The organism is Sulfurimonas marina, assembly GCF_014905095.1.
Lineage (GTDB): Bacteria > Campylobacterota > Campylobacteria > Campylobacterales > Sulfurimonadaceae > Sulfurimonas > Sulfurimonas marina.
In genome coordinates, this window is the sequence record NZ_CP041165.1 from 1,707,982 (window position 1) to 1,729,687 (window position 21,706).

General features: G+C 33.6%; 28 protein-coding genes. 23 read left to right on the forward strand and 5 right to left on the reverse strand.

Annotation, left to right across the window (positions count from 1 at the left end):
* Window positions 1–30: 30 nt before the first annotated feature.
* From FJR03_RS08735 to FJR03_RS08810, 16 genes are all read left to right on the forward strand, one after another.
* The gene (locus FJR03_RS08735; protein ID WP_193113128.1) at window positions 31–243 is read left to right on the forward strand and encodes a helix-turn-helix transcriptional regulator; all 213 of its coding nucleotides are present in this window, start codon (window positions 31–33) and stop codon (window positions 241–243) included.
* A 221-nt stretch (window positions 244–464) separates the two neighbouring features.
* The gene (locus FJR03_RS08740) at window positions 465–1,220 is read left to right on the forward strand and encodes a hypothetical protein (RefSeq protein WP_193113129.1); all 756 of its coding nucleotides are present in this window, start codon (window positions 465–467) and stop codon (window positions 1,218–1,220) included.
* 281 nt (window positions 1,221–1,501) lie between these two features.
* Entirely contained in the window at window positions 1,502–1,852 is a 351-nt protein-coding gene (locus FJR03_RS08745) for a hypothetical protein (RefSeq protein ID WP_193113130.1), read from the forward strand.
* 53 nt (window positions 1,853–1,905) lie between these two features.
* On the forward strand, window positions 1,906–2,433 hold the full coding sequence (locus FJR03_RS08750; RefSeq protein WP_193113131.1) for a hypothetical protein: 528 nt from the start codon (window positions 1,906–1,908) through the stop codon (window positions 2,431–2,433).
* 15 nt (window positions 2,434–2,448) lie between these two features.
* Window positions 2,449–2,841 carry a terminase small subunit gene (locus tag FJR03_RS08755; RefSeq protein WP_193113132.1) on the forward strand — a complete coding sequence of 131 codons (393 nt, stop codon included), beginning with the start codon at window positions 2,449–2,451 and terminating at the stop codon, window positions 2,839–2,841.
* A gap of 11 nt (window positions 2,842–2,852) precedes the next feature.
* Window positions 2,853–3,155 (forward strand): hypothetical protein, encoded by a 303-nt coding sequence (locus tag FJR03_RS08760; RefSeq protein WP_193113133.1) that lies wholly within the window; start codon window positions 2,853–2,855, stop codon window positions 3,153–3,155.
* Between the two features lie 220 nt (window positions 3,156–3,375).
* Window positions 3,376–4,179, forward strand: coding sequence for a DNA methyltransferase (locus FJR03_RS08765; RefSeq protein ID WP_193113134.1), 804 nt, complete (start codon window positions 3,376–3,378; stop codon window positions 4,177–4,179).
* Window positions 4,176–5,309, forward strand: a complete 1,134-nt coding sequence (locus FJR03_RS08770) for a PDDEXK family nuclease (protein ID WP_226962109.1) — start codon at window positions 4,176–4,178, stop codon at window positions 5,307–5,309. Before FJR03_RS08765 ends, FJR03_RS08770 begins: the two co-directional genes overlap by 4 nt.
* Before the next feature lie 20 nt (window positions 5,310–5,329).
* On the forward strand, window positions 5,330–5,953 hold the full coding sequence (locus tag FJR03_RS08775) for a hypothetical protein (RefSeq protein ID WP_193113135.1): 624 nt from the start codon (window positions 5,330–5,332) through the stop codon (window positions 5,951–5,953).
* On the forward strand, window positions 5,950–7,203 hold the full coding sequence (locus tag FJR03_RS08780; RefSeq protein WP_193113136.1) for a hypothetical protein: 1,254 nt from the start codon (window positions 5,950–5,952) through the stop codon (window positions 7,201–7,203). The genes FJR03_RS08775 and FJR03_RS08780 overlap by 4 nt, the downstream gene beginning before the upstream one ends.
* Before the next feature lie 58 nt (window positions 7,204–7,261).
* Window positions 7,262–7,480 carry a helix-turn-helix domain-containing protein gene (locus tag FJR03_RS08785; protein WP_226962110.1) on the forward strand — a complete coding sequence of 73 codons (219 nt, stop codon included), beginning with the start codon at window positions 7,262–7,264 and terminating at the stop codon, window positions 7,478–7,480.
* The gene (locus tag FJR03_RS08790; RefSeq protein ID WP_193113137.1) at window positions 7,477–8,487 is read left to right on the forward strand and encodes a DNA adenine methylase; all 1,011 of its coding nucleotides are present in this window, start codon (window positions 7,477–7,479) and stop codon (window positions 8,485–8,487) included. Before FJR03_RS08785 ends, FJR03_RS08790 begins: the two co-directional genes overlap by 4 nt.
* A 55-nt stretch (window positions 8,488–8,542) precedes the next feature.
* Complete coding sequence (locus FJR03_RS08795) at window positions 8,543–8,785, forward strand: winged helix-turn-helix domain-containing protein (protein ID WP_193113138.1); 243 nt, start codon at window positions 8,543–8,545, stop codon at window positions 8,783–8,785.
* Window positions 8,786–9,012: 227 nt separating this feature from the next.
* Entirely contained in the window at window positions 9,013–9,861 is an 849-nt protein-coding gene (locus FJR03_RS08800) for a TraB/GumN family protein (RefSeq protein WP_193113139.1), read from the forward strand.
* Between the two features lie 143 nt (window positions 9,862–10,004).
* Window positions 10,005–10,961, forward strand: coding sequence for a protein-methionine-sulfoxide reductase catalytic subunit MsrP (gene msrP, locus FJR03_RS08805; protein ID WP_193113140.1), 957 nt, complete (start codon window positions 10,005–10,007; stop codon window positions 10,959–10,961).
* Window positions 10,958–11,509, forward strand: coding sequence for a protein-methionine-sulfoxide reductase heme-binding subunit MsrQ (locus tag FJR03_RS08810; protein WP_226962111.1), 552 nt, complete (start codon window positions 10,958–10,960; stop codon window positions 11,507–11,509). The genes msrP and FJR03_RS08810 overlap by 4 nt, the downstream gene beginning before the upstream one ends.
* On the opposite strand, the gene FJR03_RS08815 is transcribed toward FJR03_RS08810, so the two are convergent.
* The gene (locus FJR03_RS08815) at window positions 11,504–11,854 is read right to left on the reverse strand and encodes a DUF3147 family protein (RefSeq protein ID WP_193113141.1); all 351 of its coding nucleotides are present in this window, start codon (window positions 11,852–11,854) and stop codon (window positions 11,504–11,506) included. The genes FJR03_RS08810 and FJR03_RS08815 overlap by 6 nt on opposite strands.
* A gap of 98 nt (window positions 11,855–11,952) precedes the next feature.
* Here FJR03_RS08815 and FJR03_RS08820 point away from each other — a divergent pair, with 98 nt between their 5' ends.
* The 5 genes from FJR03_RS08820 (at window position 11,953) to FJR03_RS08840 (ending at window position 17,179) form a co-directional block, all read left to right on the forward strand.
* On the forward strand, window positions 11,953–12,240 hold the full coding sequence (locus FJR03_RS08820) for a type II toxin-antitoxin system HicB family antitoxin (RefSeq protein WP_193113142.1): 288 nt from the start codon (window positions 11,953–11,955) through the stop codon (window positions 12,238–12,240).
* A gap of 76 nt (window positions 12,241–12,316) precedes the next feature.
* Entirely contained in the window at window positions 12,317–13,285 is a 969-nt protein-coding gene (locus FJR03_RS08825; protein ID WP_193113143.1) for an HlyD family secretion protein, read from the forward strand.
* A gap of 8 nt (window positions 13,286–13,293) precedes the next feature.
* A complete protein-coding gene (locus FJR03_RS08830; protein WP_193113144.1) occupies window positions 13,294–15,000 on the forward strand; it encodes an ATP-binding cassette domain-containing protein in 1,707 nt (568 codons plus the stop codon).
* A complete protein-coding gene (locus FJR03_RS08835) occupies window positions 14,997–16,088 on the forward strand; it encodes an ABC transporter permease (protein WP_193113145.1) in 1,092 nt (363 codons plus the stop codon). Before FJR03_RS08830 ends, FJR03_RS08835 begins: the two co-directional genes overlap by 4 nt.
* Window positions 16,085–17,179 carry an ABC transporter permease gene (locus FJR03_RS08840; RefSeq protein WP_193113146.1) on the forward strand — a complete coding sequence of 365 codons (1,095 nt, stop codon included), beginning with the start codon at window positions 16,085–16,087 and terminating at the stop codon, window positions 17,177–17,179. Before FJR03_RS08835 ends, FJR03_RS08840 begins: the two co-directional genes overlap by 4 nt.
* Before the next feature lie 4 nt (window positions 17,180–17,183).
* Here the strand turns inward: FJR03_RS08840 and FJR03_RS08845 are convergent, their stop codons facing one another.
* Genes FJR03_RS08845 through FJR03_RS08855 form a run of 3 tightly spaced genes read right to left on the reverse strand, consistent with a single transcriptional unit; the run spans window position 17,184 to window position 18,695 of the window.
* Window positions 17,184–17,408, reverse strand: a complete 225-nt coding sequence (locus tag FJR03_RS08845; RefSeq protein ID WP_193113147.1) for a DUF2798 domain-containing protein — start codon at window positions 17,406–17,408, stop codon at window positions 17,184–17,186.
* Window positions 17,405–18,325: an A/G-specific adenine glycosylase gene (locus FJR03_RS08850; protein WP_226962200.1), complete on the reverse strand. Its 921-nt coding sequence runs from the start codon at window positions 18,323–18,325 to the stop codon at window positions 17,405–17,407. Before FJR03_RS08850 ends, FJR03_RS08845 begins: the two co-directional genes overlap by 4 nt.
* A gap of 28 nt (window positions 18,326–18,353) precedes the next feature.
* Window positions 18,354–18,695 (reverse strand): DsrE family protein, encoded by a 342-nt coding sequence (locus FJR03_RS08855; RefSeq protein WP_193113149.1) that lies wholly within the window; start codon window positions 18,693–18,695, stop codon window positions 18,354–18,356.
* A 201-nt stretch (window positions 18,696–18,896) separates the two neighbouring features.
* On the opposite strand from FJR03_RS08855, the gene FJR03_RS08860 reads away from it, so the two are divergent.
* Window positions 18,897–19,577: a c-type cytochrome gene (locus tag FJR03_RS08860; protein ID WP_193113150.1), complete on the forward strand. Its 681-nt coding sequence runs from the start codon at window positions 18,897–18,899 to the stop codon at window positions 19,575–19,577.
* A 1-nt stretch (window position 19,578) separates the two neighbouring features.
* On the opposite strand, the gene FJR03_RS08865 is transcribed toward FJR03_RS08860, so the two are convergent.
* On the reverse strand, window positions 19,579–20,847 hold the full coding sequence (locus FJR03_RS08865) for a sensor domain-containing diguanylate cyclase (protein ID WP_193113151.1): 1,269 nt from the start codon (window positions 20,845–20,847) through the stop codon (window positions 19,579–19,581).
* 261 nt (window positions 20,848–21,108) lie between these two features.
* On the opposite strand from FJR03_RS08865, the gene FJR03_RS08870 reads away from it, so the two are divergent.
* Entirely contained in the window at window positions 21,109–21,681 is a 573-nt protein-coding gene (locus tag FJR03_RS08870) for a cytochrome b/b6 domain-containing protein (protein WP_193113152.1), read from the forward strand.
* The last annotated feature ends 25 nt before the right edge of the window (window positions 21,682–21,706 follow it).

Below are 21,706 nucleotides of genomic sequence, written 5' to 3' on the forward strand. Positions count from 1 at the left end.
ATAGTTCTCTATAGTTCTAAGGAGTTAAACATGGCAGACAGACTATTAAGATTGCCAGACGTACAAGAAAAGCTGGGAAATATGAGTATACCAGTAATTTATCGTTATATGGAACAAGGCATACTTCCCCGTCCCATTAAATTATCCACACGTATGGCAGTATGGAAAGAGTCATGGCTAGATGCCTTTATTGATTCTTTAGATAGTGGTCAAGAGTTAAAAAAGAACTTTGATGGACAATAGAAGAACAATAATAAACTTATACAAAGAGTTCTAAATGATCTATTTCCATAGTTACACACATTTTTATACTCAATCTGATATTTGCTTGAGCCCTGAATTTTCATCTATAATTCGGCTTCATACTCCCCTACCTCAATTTAAGCCTCAAAATCCTTTTCCTCAGGGTTCACTCAAATATCAGCAAAATAGTATAAATCTATGTGTCTTAAGGGAGTCCTTTCATGGGTGAACGAAATGGTTATAAATATACAAAAATACCAATGAAAGCCTTTAGAAAATTTCTTACAAAACCCTACTCTGATAGTGATGCATTTGTAGATTTTATGGCTGACTTTCAAACTGAGCAAGTGCGTTCAATCAATAGTTATAAATCAAAATGGGGATGGGAAAGCAGATCTAAAGTACACAGAAGACTTCAAGAATTTAAGTATGAGGCTGAACAATTCAAAAACTCATGGAATTCTGAAACACTAAATGAAACACTAAATGAAACACTTATATCCCCTAAAATAAGTATCAAATCAAGTGTAAGTGAAACACCTTTTGAAACACCAAATGAAACACATGAGAATAAACCCTTAGAGAAAAAACTAAAAAGAATAACCCCTAGGGACTCTAAATCATATAAAAGCGATACAGTGTTACTTAAAGGAAATCGAGAACATATACCTGATGGAACTACAGTCCTAGAATCTCCAAAAGATGTACTCGGTCATCCAACTAGATCAGATGGAATTTTATTTGATGAAGTAAAAATAGATAGAGTCATCAAGAAAGATGGAAAATTAAAACGTCATCTACATTTTCATAACGGAAAAGATCATATCTATCTATTAAACATTGAAGATGCGAAGACAGCATACGACTATTACTATCATCTTCAAAAAAAACAACAGCCTATCAATCTTTTATCAACAGTATCAAACTTAGCTAACAACAAACGAATAGACATCAAGGCAAGTAATGATACGTTTTAGTCAAAAAATTGCTTCATGGACAAATATAGGCTAGGAGTTAAGTCATGTTAACAATAAAGAATCAAGATTTTATAGACACTTATGTTGCAAGCAGAATAACCAACTTATCCCAAGAGAGGATAAGACAGTTAGTCAGAGAGCGTAAGTTGTCGTCAGTTTGCCCAGTCTCAGGGGGAAAAATCTATGTCTGCAAGAAAGATGTAGAAGTGATGATGACTATAAAAGAGAAAGACGAAAATCAATAAATGAAATTGTCTATTGGATTGTCTATCGAGACTAAAATGTCTATTGAAAACAAATCTAATGAATTAATCGGTGAACACGAAGTTTCAAAGTGTTTTTATGTTGCTTGCATAGACAAAAATAGACAACAAAAAAGGAGGTTTTTTTTGAAAGTTAAAAAGAGAAATATTGATAGCTTTATTCCAGTAGATTACAATACAAGAGTAATTAATGAAGAATTAGAACCGATTGACATAAAAGACCTTGAATATGCAATACCCATCATTTATTTGGATTTAGAACCTATCTACTATGAAAGTTGTGAACTTAGAGCAATTCCAATGCTCTCTTTAGAGCTTGAAGAAGTAATAATAGAGCTAAAAACTATTCAGGAGGTACTGCATGAATAACTAAACTAAAAATCAATATTCATCTACAAATTAAAAAGACATAGGAGACAAAAATGTACGAACTAGATTATAGTTATATTGAACATAGACCGCAGAATGCTATGGAAGCAATTGAAGCGAATACTAGACAGCAGATACAAGAAAAATATAATAAAGTAGATATTGAAACACTCTACGAAGCGTATAGAGACTTAGTATCTATACTTGAAAGACAAATCTCTCATTTGAAACAAAAACAAGAGAATGTAAATAAATCTCTAAAAGCGTATAAAACTGCTAAGAATAAATGGACTAAATTCCTACCTCAATTAGAAGCTTTACTTCAAGAACATAATATGGATATTCCTATCAGTATTCAGAATAAACATCTTAACGGGAATACTATGATTGAAAAACTAAATAATTTAGAACCATCAGGTAGCATAATCATTGATGGAAGCATATTTCCCCGTAAACTTAATCAAAGTGAGCTAGACAATCCTAAAGAGGATATTTTTATTACACAAACTAAACTCACTGAACTCCAAAGCCTTATTGATAAAAAAGTAGAAATTTATCATAAATTACTAGGGAATCAGTAGGTTAAGAGTAGGACTATGAATAAAGCACTTACGAAAATGCAACAAGATTTTGTAGAAGTATATGTAGTCACACGTAATGCCAAAAAATCAGCGTTACAAGCTGGATACAGTCCTATTTTTGCAGAAAAAAAATCTTATAGCTTGTTAAATGACTCTAAAATTAAAACTGCTATAAAGGAAGCTGAAAAATACTACTTCTCTGAAAAATTTAAAAAGCTAAGTGTCCTAGCTACAGAGGAGCTGGAAAATATCTTAATCAATGGGGATAATAAAGAAAAGCTTCGAGCATCGGAAATTATTTTTAAATCTTCAGGACTTACCAACATGCTCATCACTCCAGAAGAAGATGATAAGCCAATTAAAATTACGGTTACATTACCACCTGAACTAGAGGGTGATATAGGTTAAAAGGAGAAAAAATGACAATAGTGACACATGATCCAATGATTTTTGGAATAATTGATGATGTTATCAATAACTTATCCATTGCATCAGATCGACATGAAAATGACATGTTTGCAGGTGCTTACTTGATACTAGAAACTCTAAAAGACAAATATTCTTGTCTTATCGATGATGCAACTTATCTAAGTGAATTTCTAGCTACATTAGAGCTAATTACAAGAGGCTTACAAGCTACTAATGAGATGATGGACAAAAATGTTATGCAAGCATGTACATCTTTATTACGCGTTCAAGAATATATTAAAGAGGCTCTGTAAGCAAACATTGATTTTACTTATATCTATGTTTACATGTGATTTAATATCGTTAAATGATTAAATAAGAGATTGTAATATGGCTAGTAAACGAGAAACTTTAGAGGTAAAGTGAAAAAAGTAAAAAAAGATGAATGGGAATTAATCGAACTTCAATTTGAACAATAAAAATAACATTCAAATAGACTTTTTATTATGGGAAAAAACAGCTAAAATATGGACAATGAAATATAATGACCTAAATTTAAAAGAATGGAAAAAGATTGACATTAATACAGACAGTCTTTGGATAATTAATGAAAGAGATAAATCTGGTAAACATAAAAATATTTACCATGGCAATTTTGTACCACAGATACCGAATGAATTAATTAGACGCTATACAAAAGAAAAAGAAACTATTTTAGAACCTTTTATGGGGAGTGGTACTACATTATTTGAATGTGAACGCCTTCATAGAAAATATATTGGATTTGATATAAATCAAAATATGATTGACTATGTTCATAGTTCTATGAAAGATGGATTAACGACATATCCTGATTATTACATTGAGAATGCAAATTCACTGAACAATAAACTTATAGAAAAACATATAAACTTAGCATCTCAACAGTTTCACCAAAGTGAAAAAGTTCAATTTGTCTTAATGCATCCTCCCTATATGGACATTGTAAAATTTACAGACAATCACAATGATTTATCGCAAATTGATGATGTTGAACTATTTCTAAAAAAATTTAAAAATATATGTACAAATTTTTTACAATATTTAGAAAATGACAGATATTTTGCAGTTGTAATTGGCGATGTTTATAAAAATAGCGAAGTAATTCCTCTTGGGTTCTACTGTATGGATATGATACAAAAAAACTTTAATGTAAAACTAAAAGGAACTATTGTAAAAAACATTGAAGGTAATAGAGGCAAACAAGGAAGTGGTGGTATTTGGAGATATAGAGCTTTAAACAGTGATTACTATATTTTTAAGCATGAATATATTTTTGTTTTTAAAAAGGTTAAATGATGGCAACAGCGCACGTATTTATAGTAGATTACAATACATTTAAGTATCACTTAGAATATCTGTTTGCAGGGACAGGAGCAGGTAACAAGGTAATAGATTTTAACAATGTCAGCACTACAACTTTACATGCTCAAAGTGAAAATAATTTAGTTGGAATGATCGCTGACATAAATAGAATTAGAGTTAATGATTATGTTCTTTTTTATCTACAGCAGAATTATCAAATGGGAATCTATGAAGGTAAATTTTATGGAATTTTTAAAGTAATAGAGAGAAGAGGATTTATAGATAATAATGACTCCCAACAGTTCTTAAAGAATGAATTACAAAAATCTTTGACTTTTAGAATTTTACTTCAAGCTGATGATGTATATGCTGATGGAGTTACAGAGTGGGAAGCTCTGGATGAAATATCGAGTATTCAATCTCCAAATCAAATGCTTTGGAGTTTAATTTATAGAAAACTGAAAGGTAATCGTGGAAATACAATGATTACTATTTATGAATTTGATAGGATAAAACAACTTATTCGCAATAAAAATAATAGAAATGTATTAACTGGGAACTACTTTACTTTTAATACTCAATCTCAGAAAATTGAATCCTGTACTCAACAAAACAGATATACGGGTCGTCAAAGCAATATTAATCTTTTACCACGACTTATAAATAAATATTCAAGAAACCTACAATTTGAAATACATCTACAAGCTTATATACTACAAAACTTAGAAAATATAACACCTTTTTCTAATGAACAAATTGAATGGATTGGGAATGAAGTATCTTGTGGTGTAGGAATGCAAAGAATTGACATTATGTTGTCTACAGTAAGAAATACAAATAGAGTTTGTATTCCAATAGAGTTAAAATCCACAGAAGCTTACTTATCAATTACGACACAACTTCAAAGATATGTCGATTGGATTCAACAATACTATTTACCTAATAGACCTTCAGATTTGGAACCAATGATTATATCAAGAAAAATTTCTAATAAAACAAGTCAAAATTATTTAAATCTAGTGGCTGAATTTAATACTTTCAATCGACGAAATAATTTACAACTCCGATATGTTGAATTTGACATTATTACAAATAATATTAACTTTGTTGAAGTTATATATTAAATACAAGATGTGAAATAAATATGGATTTAGAAAGATTAGAAAAAGAATTAAAGAATAGGCTACCTTATGGTTATAGTTGGGGGAAAAAGCAAGATAATAGCTGGGACCAACAAACAAATTTTATCTATAAAACTTACAGTGTTTCAAAACTTTTAGAAAAAACACAACACCTTAGTGAAGGTCTTAGAAATTATGCTTTAAACAGATGGTATAACTATTGGAGTGCAATGGGTGTTGAAGATATTTTTTGTTCACATGAAAATGTCGAAGCAAATAAAAATATATATGACAAACTTATTGATTTTAGAATAAATGATATTCCCTTTGATCATAAAACATCAATTTTTCCAAAAGGTTTTAATAAAGATATTGAATATGCACTTAACAACAAAAGAGAATTGATTCAATGGCTATATGACAATCAAAGCCAACAAGGACGAAAGCACTTGGAAAACCGTCTTTTTATTGTCCTATATGATAAAAATCATCAACACTGGAAAATGAAAGCAGAAATATCGCTATTAAAACAAGCAATTGAACAATATGTTCAAGATTTCAATATAAAGAATTTAGAAGTCTTCAACTTTGGAAATGGAGAAGTCTTGTCAGATATTATTTGGATTCAAAATGAAGGAGTATTATGATTGAAAAGTCAAAAGAAAATCAATTACTAAAAGCATATATTACAAAACACAATGATATGCAAGGTGTAATTAAAACTAATAGTGGACGCCATTGCTATCATATAAGATTTAAGTTGTCAGGCAGTTTAACAGACTACCAAAAATATTTTAAACCACTTAACATAATGGTAAAAGAATCAGATCATAGCTGTTCATCAAAAAGTCCAACTTATATTTTGGAAAATACAGTTCAAATAGATTCTATCCCTAAAAACACTCAGTTATATTGGGTTAATAATGAAGTTGAAAATTCCAAAACAGGAAGTACGTTATTCGCTACAAAAGATTTAAGCCCAGATAAATTAAACGTTACTGCTAAAACATATACAATAGATGAATTAATAGCTGATGTAACAAAAAAAGTTCAATTAAAATATGATAAATGTGTCGCTACAGAGTTAATAAGACTTTTAAACCTTGCTTCTCAAAAAAAAGATATTATTAAAATTGATCCTATTTTAACATTTACAACCGAAGACTTAAAAGTTATATCGAAAGACTTTGGAGAGATTTTAGCTGCAATATGGATTATGAAAAATTCAAATTTTAGTAAAGTAATATTTCCAAAGAATTCAAATGAAAAATTGATAGATTTTTATGCTGAAAAAGTTTCAATAAACTATCCTATTTCTGTTAAATCAGGTAAAGGTGGTAAAGTTCTTCTTCAAAATCTTATAGATGCTTTAAACCGAAGAACAAGAAAGCATTCAAAAAAAATATCTGAAGAGCCTATATATCAGATTATTCAAATCGTAAATAAAAATAGTGCAAAGGAACAAATGGTTATAATACATCAATATTTACAGACGAAAATGATTGAAGATTTAGCTACAATTCTAAAAAAACCAATTGAACTTATTGACTTAGAATATATCAAAAATTGGAGTAATAGCAAAACTATTGAAGAACTTAAAGAATTATTATCTGATTGGTGGAAAGAATATTCTCAACCTACAAAATTCAATATACAAGATCAAGAAAGATTAGTGATTTCTCCTTTAGGAGAGGCTATAAAATACACTCTTAATAACGACCCTAAATTGAAAGAATCATTGAACTGTATAGCTAAGCAAGTGGCATTATTACAGGTGAATGTAGATATAAACACTAAAACCATGAGATTCCAAAAAAGTTTCTTTAAAAACGCAAAATTTGAATTTGGATGGCCTGGGTATTCATCAGGAAACAAACTTGGATTCAGAATGGTTTAAAAAATAATTGTACAAAGTTAATAAAATATTTGTATTTCTAATTAAATAAAGGTATAATTTGAATATTGATAAATTTAAAATTAAAGAACTGATGGCAAAAAAACAGATTAAAACACAATCTGAATTAGCTGAATTATTGGGAATGTCTAAAAATCAATTATCTAATATTTTAAGCGATGATTTTGATCCAATAAAAAGTAATGTTAGAAAACTGTCTGATTTTTTTGAAGTTAGTCCTCTATCAATAATCAAAGATACTAAGGAAAACATAGAGTGAACTATATAGGATCTAAATTAAAATTATCTTCTTGGATAGAAGAAGAAGTAAAAAATGTTGTTGGGGACGATCTTAGTCAAAAAGTTTTTTGTGATTTATTTGCTGGCACAGGCATAGTAGGAAGAACTTTCAAAAACGATGTTAAACAAGTAATTAGTAATGATATTGAAGATTATAGTTATATATTAAATAGGAATTATATACAAAATTCATCTACTCTTGAGCAAGCAGAAGAATATATTATTCAGTTAAATAACTTGCCTCTTATTGAAGATGGGTTTATATATAATAACTATTGTATGGGAAGTGGTAGTGAACGACAGTATTTTAGTGATTATAATGGTAAAAAAATAGATACTATACGACTTCAAATAGAAAAGTGGAAGACTGATAAAAAAATAAATGAAAATATGTATTATTTTTTATTAGCTTCTTTACTTGAAAGTGCTGATAAGGTCGCAAATACTGCATCGGTATATGGAGCTTTTTTAAAAAAGTTAAAAAAGTCTGCCTTAAAAGAATTGGCACTTGAAAGTGCAAACTTTGATCTTTCTTCAAATAAGCATGTTGTTCATAAAGAAGATAGTAATACTTTAATTCAAAAAATTTCAGGGGATATATTATATTTAGATCCTCCATACAATCAAAGACAATACGGCGCAAACTATCACTTGTTAAATACAATAACAAAGTATGATAATTTTACACCAAAAGGTAAAACTGGAATGAGAGAATACTTCCGTTCTCAATATTGTAGTAAAAAAGATGTAGCAGAAAGTTTCAATGAACTTATAAAAAATGCAAATTTTAAATATATTTTTCTTAGTTACAATAATGAGGGTTTAATGAGTGAAGACACGACTCGTGAGATAATGGAAAATTATGGTGAGTATAAATTGATTAAAAAAGAATATCAACGATTTAAAGCTGATAAAACGGAAAATAGAAATCATAAAGCTAATAGTACTTTTGAATACTTACACGTACTAATTAAGAAAGAACTTTAAACTATAAAAGTTTAACATGCTATAATTGAACAAAATTAATAATCAAAGGAATTCAATGAAAGGTAGTTATACTAATTGGGATCTAATTGCTGATGTCTTTAAAAAAGAAAAAAGGCCCCTCGGTGTGAAAGAAATTTGGGATATAGCTGTTAAACTTGGTTTAGATAAGAAAACAAATAATTCAGGAAAAACTCCTTGGAACAGTTTACATAGCATGTTCAATTATAGAAAAAAAATTGGGAATGATGAGTATATTCAAGTAGGAAAAAAATGGTTACCAAAATCTTTAAAAATTTAATTTTCCTTTATTAGACAATTAAACTTTATTATTTGTGTGTAACATTGTGTGTATATAAATATAAATACATACTTATACACCTGTTATAGATATTATTTAATTCCGCACAGCTCCACCAATGTTTCAAAACCTCCTTTTTAAACAACTTCTTGATAAAAACATATCTTCACGCTATTATTACAATATACAACAGAAAAATACAATTTTTTATTTTTTAAAGGCTTCTAATGAGAGTTATATCTATTTTATTCCTTATAACTATTTCCTTATTTGCAGATTCTTTTGTTTGGAAAGTACAAAAAGGTGATTCTACTCTATACCTCGGTGGTACTATACATCTATTGCGTCCTGCTGATTTTCCTCTCCCTAAAGAGTTTGAAAGCGCTTATAAACGCTCAGAAGTTCTTGTATTTGAAACTCAAATAGACAGACTGGAAGATCCAAGTTTTCAAGAGTTTATGATGCAATCAATGCTTTACAACGATGGCTCGACACTCAAACAACATCTTCAAGAAACAACTTATAAAAGATTAGAAGAGTATTGCCAAGACAATAATATAAGTCTTCAAAATATGCAACAGATGAAAGCCTCTATGGTCGCCTTGGCATTGATGCAAATGCGATATATGGAATTAGGAGCTACCCAAGATGGTGTAGACCGCTACTATTATCAAAAAGCTGTAGCAGATAAAAAAAAGAGTGAATATTTTGAAACACTTGAAGAGCAAGTAGGTATGATCGCAAATATTGGCGGGGATGACGAAGATGATTTTGTACTCCAGACACTAAGCGATATAAAAGAGCTCGATACTATGTTTACAAAAATTGTTCAGTTTTGGAAAAATGGAAAAGAGAAAGAGCTCTCAGATTTTTTCATTTTAGATCTTAAAAAACAGTCTAGGCAACTTTACAACGACCTAATCGTCAAAAGAAATATCGCTTGGCTTCCACAGATCAAACATTACCTCACAACAGAAAAGACAGAGTTTATCTTAGTTGGTGCAGGTCATTTAGTAGGTCCTGATGGATTACTGCAAGCTTTAAAAAAAGAGGGGTATAAAGTTACTAAACTTTAATATCCTTCAACCTCAACGCATTTACAATTACAAACACAGAACTTGATTTTTTCTAAGCTTTAGCTCTTAACATCACTTTATAAATAAACCTTATAAAGAAAAAGCATAACATATGAGGTGTATAGTGCAAAAAAGGATACTTCATGAACTATATAAAAAGAAAAAGCTGGGAATTAAAAGAGAGTTTTGTTACTGATGAAAAGTTCTTTAACGACAGAAGAAAGTTCTTAAAACTAGGCGCTGCCCTTGCTGTAAGTACTTCTGCGGTGATGGAACTTGCTGCCAAAGAGTTTACACCCTTGCCAAACCTGCACTACACAAAAGATTTAAACCAAAACAATCTCACTCCAAACTCTTATGAGCAAATCACCTCCTACAATAACTTCTATGAATTCACCACAAGTAAAAAAGCAGTTAAAGAAAAAGCCAAAAATTTTAGATCTGAACCATGGCAGATATCTGTTGACGGACTTGTCGAAAAACCATTTATTCTAGATATGGAGAAACTGCTAAAAAAGTTTGCTCTTGAGGAGCGAATCTATAGATTTAGATGTGTTGAAGGCTGGTCTATGGTAGTCCCATGGATCGGTTTTGAACTCTCAGAACTGATAAAATATGCAAAACCCCTCTCAAATGCAAAATATATACGCTTTGAAACCCTTTATGATCCTAAACAGTTCCCTAGTCAAAGATATGGCTTAGGATCGATTGACTACCCATATGTTGAAGGTCTGAGGATGGATGAGGCGATGAATCCTTTGGCTATTATAGCTGTAGGGCTTTATGGGCATACACTACCACCCCAAAATGGTGCACCCATTAGACTTATAACACCATGGAAATACGGTTTTAAAAGTATAAAATCAATCGTAAAGATCACTTTTACAGATACTATGCCCTTAAATACATGGCGCAAAGCTGCACCTTATGAATACGGCTTCTATGCCAATGTCAATCCAGATGTAGACCACCCTCGCTGGTCACAAAAACGTGAACGCCTTTTAGGTAAATTTTTCAAACAAGATACACTTATGTTTAACGGCTATGAAAAAGAGGTGGCTGATCTGTATAAAGATATGGACCTTAGGAAAGAGTTTTGAATAAACACTCTGTTTTAATAACCCTGCTCTTATCCCCTCTGCTCTTTTTATTATATATGCTCTTCATAGTAGAAGTAGATGATCCGATTAAATATATCTATACTGTAACAGGGGCAACAGCTATCACCCTTTTATATGCCACAACTACTATCTCTTTAGTTAAAAAGATTGTCAACTTTATCAAATATCGCCGAACTGTCGGACTTTTTAGTTTTTTTTACGCTTTACTGCATATGCTGAATTTTATAATATTGGATATGGAGCTTGATTTAGAGTTTGCCATTCAAGAGACTTTAGATAAGCCTTTTATATATCTGGGTATGAGTGCATTTTTCATATTACTTTTTATGGCCATTACATCACTTAAAAAACTATTTTCCAAGTTTTACAAATATCATAAAGTGATATATATAGCCATCATACTAGTGACTATACACTTTATTATGGCGCAAAAGGCACTTAGTCTTGAACAATTTGGTTACCTTTTTATAATGGGGATTATAGTAGTATTGAAGATACTTCAGAGAACAAATCTGATAAAGTTATAATTCAATCCCAAACTTCCCAACTACATAAATCACACTGTAATACGCTGCTATCGTTAGTGTAGTTGCAATCAACATACTCAGAGGAAATCCAACACCTTTTTTTATAAGGATTGGAAATGCTATAAATAGGGTCATAGATGGTGCTATGAGCCATACTATTCTTTGGGAAAACTCTACTGCACTGCTTGAACTTCCCGTATCGACATACATCCAAATCATAGCGAGGATCGAGACCAAAGGTATGGCAGCTAGTAATGCACCCGCTAAAGAGTATCTTTTTCCTATTTCAGATATAAGTACGATCAGCACCGTCGTGATAAGTAATTTAACTATATAATACGTCATTATTTTTCTCTCTATTTTCTATCTTGTAAGAATTATACACAACCTTATTGTGATCAAAGCATTTTATGTGCATAATGCGAAATAAAAAAGGAAATATTTTGAAATATGTTGCATTTGTTTTTCAAGACGAAGATGAATTTACGGCTGTTGTTCCAGACATTTCAGGATGTATAGCTTCAGACGACACAGAAGAAGAGGCATGTGAAGCAGTTCTAGATGCTGTCGAGTTATGTCTTGAAGATGAGGAGCTTCCAAGAGCAAATACACTTGAGTATTTTACAGATGAAGTTCTAAACAAGTTGGGGCTCCCTTTAAACGCTTCAAAATACATTGTAGATGTAGAGGATGAAGGTTATAATTCATACGGTGCAAAGCTCTTATCATAATAGAACTTTTTTCAAACCTCTTTGTCCGTTTCTTTAAAGTGCTATAATAAAAAACAGACAAATTTTAAGGCTTACAATGAAGAAAATTGTTCTACTTCTGGTAATTGTTTTGAGTGCATTTGGATTGTATGTTTATCAAAACAATTCAGACTCTTCGGAGCAACAATCCACTTTTTACGGAAACATCGAAAACCGTACACAGAAGCTCTCATTTCGCTTTTTAGGTACGATCAAAACAGTTCCAAAAGATGAAGGGGAACAATTCTCTAAAGGGGATGTTTTAGCAACGCTTGACACGACACCCCTGCTCTATGCGATCGAACAACTCCAAGCCCAGATCGAGAGTGAAACAAGCATACTAAATAAACTCCAATCAGGCTATAGAAAAGAGGACATCGCGCAGGCAAAAGCAGCTATGCAAGAAGCCAAAGCGCTTCTTGACGGGGCAAAAGACACATACACACGTCAAAAACAACTCTATAAGACAAAAACAACAGCTGAACAGACATATATTCAAACAAAAACAGCCTATGAAAAAGCACAAGCTGCATATAACAAAGCCGCAAGCTCATACAAACTGCTGCAAAACGGCTACCAAAAAGAGGATATTTTAGCCCAAGAGAAAAAGATAGCAGCACTCAAACTTCAAAAAAAGACACTAGAGTACAATCTCAAAGAGTCAACGATCTACGCACCAACAGACGGTACAGTTCTTAGCCGATATGTAGAACCAAACTCCGTTATAGTTGCAGCTCAAACTATCTTAGAGATAGCGCTGCAAAATGAGTACTGGGTACGTGCCTACATTAGTGAAGCAGAGCTTGGAGCGATCAAACAGGGACAAAAGATGCTGGTATACAGTGACGCAAGAGATGAACCTTATGAGGGGTATGTTGGGTTTATCTCACCAATTGCCGAGTTTACCCCGAAAAATATCGAAACACCGCAGTTACGCCCCGATCTTGTCTATAGATTTCGCGTTATCATTACAAACCCTACGGCTCAGTTGAAACAAGGCCTTCCTGTAACAATCAAAAGATTATAAGAGACTCTATGAAACTTGTCACTGCGCAAAATCTTTCTAAAACTTTTCAAGTTCAAGATACTCCTGCACTCAAAGAGCTCAGTTTTTCCATAGAGTCTGGAAAAATTACCGGAGTAGTAGGACCTGACGGCGCAGGCAAATCAACACTCATACGACTAATAGCGGGACTTTTAGAGTTCTCCGAGGGTTCTTTGGAGGTTCTAGGCACTTCTCTCCCCTCTGCAAAAGATGATTTCTTAGAAGATATCGGCTATATGCCTCAGCGTTTTGGTTTGTATGAGGAGCTGAGCATTGATGAAAATCTCAGTCTTTATGCAAACCTGCAGGATATCCCTTCCCAAAAAGAGAGGATAGAAGAGCTTTTAGAGTTTACTGAACTCAAGCCTTTTAGAAGTAGAAAAGCAGGTGACCTCTCAGGTGGAATGAAACAAAAACTCGGGCTTGCATGTGCACTCATCAAAAAACCGAAACTGCTTCTTTTAGATGAACCGAGCGTAGGGGTCGATCCAATCTCAAGACGTGCTTTATGGAAACTGGTTCAAACCCTTTTAGATGATGAAGTCGCCGTACTTTGGAGTACATCTTATCTTGATGAAGCTGATCAGTGTGATGAGATCATTTTACTCAGTGAAGGTTCTATGCTCTATCACGGAACACCTGAGCTTATGAAAAAACCGATCGAAAATGAGGTCTATCTTGTTGAAAATATAAGTATTGAAAAACGCTCTTTGCTCTCCAAACTTTTAGAATCACCTTCTGTTATGGATGCTGTTTTAGTGGGGGAATCTATCCGTGTAAATCTTATGCCAGACACCCCTTTCCCGCATTCATACCTCCAACAAGCCGATCTAAAAGCAACTGCAAAAATAACAGAACCGACTTTTGAAGATGCATTTATAAAGATGCTGGGTGTAAAAACGATCGCCACCTCTTTACTCGCCGGGCAGATGCAGCAAAAACAATCAACAGATGCGAAGCTGATCGAGGCAAAGAATCTAACAAAAAAGTTCGGTGATTTTACCGCCACCGATGATATTGACTTTTCTATCGGTGCAGGGGAGATCTTTGGATTTTTAGGACCAAACGGTGCGGGAAAATCAACCACTTTCAAGATGCTGTGCGGTTTGCTTACACCAACAAAAGGCACTGCTGCGGTCATGGGTGAAAATCTTTACCTTACAAACACAAATGCAAGGGAACAGATAGGATATATGGCACAAAAATTCTCTCTCTACCAAACACTCAGCGTCAAAGACAACTTAGAGTTTTTTGCAGGTGTTTACGGACTTTCTCGCTCGGAGAGAAAAAAGAAGATAGATGCGATCGTAGAGACTTTTGATTTTACACCTCACTTAAATACAAAAACGGAACTGCTTCCCCTTGGACTCAAACAACGTCTGGCACTCTCGTGTGCTTTGATGCACGAACCCTCTGTATTATTTTTGGATGAACCCACAAGTGGTGTCGATCCGATCACACGTAAAGAGTTTTGGACACACATTAACGGGCTCATAAAAAAAGGGATCTCCGTTATGGTCACGACCCACTTTATGGATGAAGCGCAATACTGCGATCGGATAATGCTTATCTATAAAGGCAAAGCTATCGCCGTGGGAACTCCCGATGAGCTCAAATACCAAGTCTCCGAAAATGCCACAATGGAGGAGGCTTTTATAGAGCTGATCGAGAGGTATGAGACAAGGGAAGTGGTATGAAACTCCGCAGACTAAGCGCACTTTTGGTAAAAGAGAGTTTTCAGATCATTCGCGATCCAAGTGCGATACTTATCGCTTTCATACTCCCTTTGATCCTTTTGTTTTTAATGGGGTATGCTGTTTCACTCGATGCAAAAAAACTCCCTTTTGGGATCATCAATAAAAGTGCAACACTCAGCTCCCATACCCTGCTTCAAAAGTTTGCAGCCTCACCTTTTTTTAAAACCACTTTTGCATATAACGAAGAGAAACTGCTTAAAGAGATTGAAACAAATCATCTTAAAGGCCTGCTTATAATAGATGAAGATTTCGGGCTTAACAACGAGTACAAATTCCAACTCCTTGTAGATGCAAGCGATCCAAATACTGCAGGACTACTCCAAAAATACACCTCTGGGATCATTCAAAACTGGTCTGTTGAAGAGGGGATCGTTGCAAAACTCCCAATTGAGATCAAACCAAGGTACTGGTTTAATCCGGAAACTTCTAGCCGTTATTTTTTACTTCCTGGCTCGATCGCAGTTATTATGACGCTTATCGGAACTTTGCTTACCGCTTTGGTAATTGCAAGAGAGTGGGAACGCGGGACTATGGAAGCGTTGATGGCGACACCTGTTTCTATGGCAGAGATTATCGTTGGTAAACTCCTTCCTTACTTCATTTTGGGACTTGGTTCCATGTTGCTTTGTTTTGTAGTAGCCTACTATTGGTATGAAGTCCCGTTTGAGGGGAATATCTTTCTCCTTTTTGTACTTGGGGCATTTTACCTTTTCCCTTCTCTTAACATCGGACTGCTGATCTCAACTCTCGCTAAAAACCAGTTTGTAGCTGCACAGGTCTCACTTATAATCGGTTTTCTTCCCGCATTTTTACTCTCAGGATTTTTATTTGAGATCGCAAATATGCCCTACTGGCTGCAACTAGTTACATACATCTTTCCCGCACGCTACTTTGTAGAGTCTTTGCAGACTATCTTTTTAGTAGGGAACATCCCCTCACTTTTTCTCAAAGATATTTTTGCAATGACGCTTGTAGGGGTATTTGTCTTTATAATTGTTATGAAAAAAAGTAAAAAAGGGTTGGAATGATTCGACGACTGCTTGCACTAATAAAAAAAGAGTTTTTAGCAATCAAGAATGATAAAAAAAGTCTTGTTGTTGTGATCGTACCGCCCCTTATTCAAGTTTTCATATTTGCTTTTGCCGCAACCTTAGAGGTTAAACATATTAATTTAGCTGTAATGGATAAAGACGCTACACCTGCAAGTCTACAGCTGATCCAACACCTAAAAGCCTCTTCTTATATAGAGACACTCAAACGGGTAGAGACGAAAAAGGAGTTTGAAACGCTTATAGATCGAGAAAAGATTTTAGCTACGATTATTATCCCCCAAGGATTTGGAAAAGATTTACATTTTGCCGATGCAAAGATAGGAATCATTTTTGACGGGCGTCATTCAAATACGGCGCAGATAGCAGAGGGGTATCTTACAAACATCATCAACAATTACGCTACGAGTTTACAACAAAAAGAGCTTCCTATTAAACTGCAAAGCCACTTTTTATACAACCAGAATCTCAATAACTTTTGGTGGATTGTTCCAAACCTTTTCGGCTCTGTTACAATGGTGGTGGCAATGCTGCTAACATCCCTTTCTATAGCGAGAGAAAGAGAACTTGGAACATTTGATCAGGTGTTAGTCTCGCCGCTTCGCTCTCATGAGATTCTCCTTGGAAAACTGCTCCCTGCTCTTTTTATAAGTACTTTGGAGTCTACACTTATCCTCTTTGCTGCAGTATTTATATTTGATGTTCCTTTTGTCGGTTCTTTATCTATGCTTTATATCGGTGTAGTTGTGTTTTTATTTTCTATGTCGGGAGTGGGACTGCTTATATCTTCAATCTCAAATACACAACAACAAGCAATTCTCGGCTCATTTGTAGTACTACTACCGTCATTTTTGATCTCCGGATTTGCAACACCTGTTGAGAATATGCCCTCATGGCTACAATCATTTTCGGCACTTTTTCCGCTTAAGTACTATCTGGTTTTAATTAAAGGGGTATTTTTGAAAGATATCTCTTGGGAGGAAACGATTCCGCTGTTACTGCCTATGATTGGGCTTGGAATAGTTTTTATGTTAATTGCGATGATGTTTTTTCGCAAACGCTCAAGATAAGCGCTTACTTTGAGGCTATTTTCATTGCTAAATTTCTAGCGAATGGAAAGACCACTAAAATTGTAGGAAAAGCGATCGCATAAGCGACAAGCCATGCATTTATCCAAATAGAGATGAAGTTATCTACCAATCCGAGATTGATAAAACTAATAGCACCCGACATTATAAAACTCATAAATCCTGAGAGTAAAAATGTTTGTACATACTGTAAATATTTTGCTGAAATCATTTTATAAACCTTAATGCTTTTTTTGTAAGTGACGAGATAGGTGCACTCTCTATTTTATCGAGCTCAAACCACTCAACCTCATCTTGTATATCTTCTGTAGTATAAAGATGTACACTTAAACGGTATTTTGTATAAGAGTGTTTAAATACTCCGATCAAGTTCTCTTCAACCGGTTCAACACTTGGGAGTTCAAGCATATTTTTATACATAGGACCGTGGGAAAGTTTGAGTGCGATCTTACCATCTTTTACCAACAAAGCGTAAAACAGCTCTAATGATTCATACTCTTTTTTCTTAGTCTCGGTATAGAGTTCAGGTTCATTTTTCCCTTCACATTCATCAAAGAGCGGGCACTCGTCACACTTTGGATTTTTCGGCAGACAGACCATTGAACCAAGGTCCATGAGTGCAAGGTTATGTTCACGTGGAGCTTGATGATTTAAGAGTTCTTCTGCCTTTTCCCAGATCACGGCCTCTTTTACATCTAAAAGTGCAAAAAATCGTTTGAGCACCCGTGCGATATTTGTATCCACAACAGGGACACTCTGTTTATATCCGAAACTACAGATCGCACTTGCGGTGTATTTTCCTATTCCGGGAAGTTTAAGCAGCTCTTTGAGATCAGACGGCAGAGAATTTTGGACAGTTTGAGCGGTAGCGTGCAGATTTCTTGCACGAGAGTAGTATCCTAACCCGCTCCAACAAGCAAATACCTCATCAAGCGGTGAATCTGCCAGTTTTTCAAGGGTGGGAAATTTTTCTAAAAATCGTGGATAGTATTCCTGCTCAACACGGTTTACCTGAGTCTGTTGCAGCATTATCTCACTGAGGTAAATATGGTATATATCTGTGGTATTTCTCCAGAGTAAAGAGTGTCTGCCCTCTTTTTCATACCATTCTAAGAGTTTGTTTTGCACATTATGCAATCTTTCTATCCTTTAAAGACTAGATATTTAAAACTGCCCATTCGCTATTTTTCAACGCTTCAGTTAAAAACTCACCTGTATGACGAACCTTGATCCCTATCTCTTCTAATAGCTCAATCCCTTCATACTCTTCCGTACACAAAATGCATGAACTGAACTCCACATTCTCTTTTTGCATCTCTAAGACTTTTTCGCGAACAAAACTATTATTTTTAGCAGGGACAATAGATGCGCCCCAGAACATAACATGAACATGCTTCCAGTATTCTCTAGGCATAGAAACACTTCCATAGAGTAACGGAAATTTAATAATGGTATCGACATTGTCGGTACTTATAACGATAAGCAGTTTATCTTTCATCATATTCCTCACAATTGGCGAAATTATATCAAAAAATTATAATACTTGATAACAAGAAACTATTGAGTATAATCACCATATTGCAAGGTGTTTCTATAGGTTATTTTATGATAAAAACAACCAGTTCATAATAGAATTATATTATTTATTGTATTTATAATAAACATAAGATATAATTTAAAAACAACTTAGGATAGATAGATGTACTTCAAACTTTTACTTTTAGGCACTCTTCTTACATTTACCGCCTGCAACGAACACCATCAAAGCAAAAATCTTGACGGTGAAAAACTTTTAAAAGAGAAATGCAGCAGCTGTCATAATATAGACTTGCCGCCAAAAACTTTTGAAGATGAGAAAGCACCGCCGATGATGGCTGTAGTTTTTCATGTAAGAAACTTTACAGAGATTAATGTAGAAAGCCAAAGAGTTCCAAAAGCTATTGAGTTTGTAAAAGATTATGCCCTCTATCCGAGTATTTCAAAAGCTTTCTGTGATAAAGAGAGTCTAAAGAGTTACGGACTTATGCCTTCACAAAAAGGTTTAGTGAGTGAAGATGAATTAGAAGCGATCGCCGTTTATATGTTTGAACATTTCACACAGGAAAATCTTGAAAAAGAGCAACGTGTTTTAAGAAAATACAATGCGATGACTCAAGGGGAAAAAATCGCCATCAAAAATAACTGTTTAGGGTGTCATAGAGTTGAAAAAGATTTGATGGGTCCCTCATTTAAAAAGATTGCAGACAAATATAAAAACGATGAACAAAAGCTCAAAACAGCTATACGCAACGGCGGCAATAAAATGCCTCCATATACAAACCTGAGCGATAAGGAGCTTCAAGATCTTAGTAAGTTTATCTATCGCTCATTAAAAAAGTAATCTATTTTTTGTGAACTTTCACCTGATTTCTACCACTCTCTTTTGCCAGATACAAGGCTTTATCTGCCGAATTAAATAAGGTTTGAGCATCCATATCGTGAGTGATCTCAGCGACACCGAAACTAGCCGTTATCTTCATATATGCAAGTGGTGTTTCACTGATTGCCGCCCTTAGTTTTTCAGCAAGTAAAAAAGCTGATCCACTAGGTTTATTAACAATCATCACAAACTCTTCTCCACCCCATCGAAATATAAGATCATCACTTCGAATATTGCTTTTTAAAAACTTCGCCAAATCTTTTAAGATAGCGTCTCCAACATCATGTCCATGTGTATCGTTAATCTTTTTAAAGTGGTCGATATCGATCAAGATTAAAGAGAAAATATCCCCGTTGTGATGATAAGCGGAAAGTTTCTCTTCGATCACATCATTATACTTTCTTCTATTGTAAAGTTTTGTCAGTGTGTCTTTAAAAGCTTGAGTTTGGAGCTGTTTCTCTTTCTCCATCTGCTCAGTAATATCTTGACTGATACTCACGTAATAGATAGGATTTCCCATATCATCAACAATTGTACTGATATCTTTTTTATCATAAAAGAGTGAACCGTCTTTTTTTCTACTAACAAATACATCACTAAACCTACCTTTAGTCAAAATAGAATGCCACATCTTTGCATAAAAATCTTTATCTTGTTCATGAGACTTTAAAACTCTGGAGTGTCTTCCAATCAATTCCTCTTTTTTGTATCCTAACTTTTCACTAAAAGAGTTGTTTATGTAAACTATAAAACCTTCTAGATCAGTTACTAAAATCAGGTTATTAGAGATATCTACGATCGAGCTTAAAAGTTTTTCGTGTTTTAGTTCTAGTCCCTTTTTATCTGTAATTCTTTGAAAAGAGACATAACCTACTACTACTTGTTCTTTATTTTTTAAAGGAGTTATGGACCATTTTACATAATAAGGGGCTCTGTTTTTCTTGTAGTTGACTGTTTGTCCTACAAACTTCTCCCCTTTTTTCAACTTCTCTTTGAGTTCTTGTAAAACTTCATAATTTGATTCCGGCCCTTGAAACATTTTTGGATTTTTTCCAAGAACTTCCTCTTTTGTATAACCTGTTGCTTCACAAAATGTTTTATTTACATAGAGAATTTGAATACCCTTATCCCAATTAGCATCTGTTACTACTACAGAATCAAAAGAGGCTTCAAAAACTTCATATAAAGATTTTTCATCCACTACATTCAATAATGAGGTAAGCTGTTCCATCTATTCTTCACTTTATCTTTTACGTGTATCAGAGTATAAATACAGATATTTTAATACCTTATTATATTCACCTATCCATTAAAACCTAATAATATATCCATTATAACACCTATTGCATATAATAAGTTCACATAATTGTTTAATTTTATAGCTATTTTTATTTTAATCATCATATTTAGAAATAATATATTTGATAAAAACAACTAATTATGTTGAAAAAAATCGGTAATAATTAGGTACAATAAATTAATAGGAGTTCTTATGAAATACACTTTACAATTTAGAATCTGGCACTGGTTAAACGCTATCGTAGTTCTTGGTTTATTAGGTACGGTTTTGTTAAGAAAAACTTTTTTAAGTTGGAGAACAAACTCTGAAATCTTAATGACAAAACTTGCAGAGATCAATGTAGAGATAACAGCAGAACAGGCAAAAGTACTTGCAAAAGCGATACGTGCAGGTATGTGGGAGTGGCATATCATACTTGGATATGCTCTGGCATTTTTAGTTCTCTATAGAATCTATCTCTATTTTATGGACAAAAGTGAAAAAGAGAGCTTTAACTCTTTAACTACACATAAAAAAGCTGTTAAGACATCTTACTATATAGTCTATGTAACACTATTTTTTATGACTATAAGCGGTCTTGCAATTCACTTTTATAAAGAGTTGGAACTTACAAAAGAGTTTGCAGGTTCAATTAAAGAGATACATGAACTTGTTTATAACATAATCCTTTATTTTGTTCCTTTACATATTGCTGGTGTGATAGTGGCAGAAACTCGTGATGAAAAAGGGTTAGTCTCTACAATGATAAACGGAGAGAAATCGTAAAAAGTATATTCTTTGTATCTCCTAG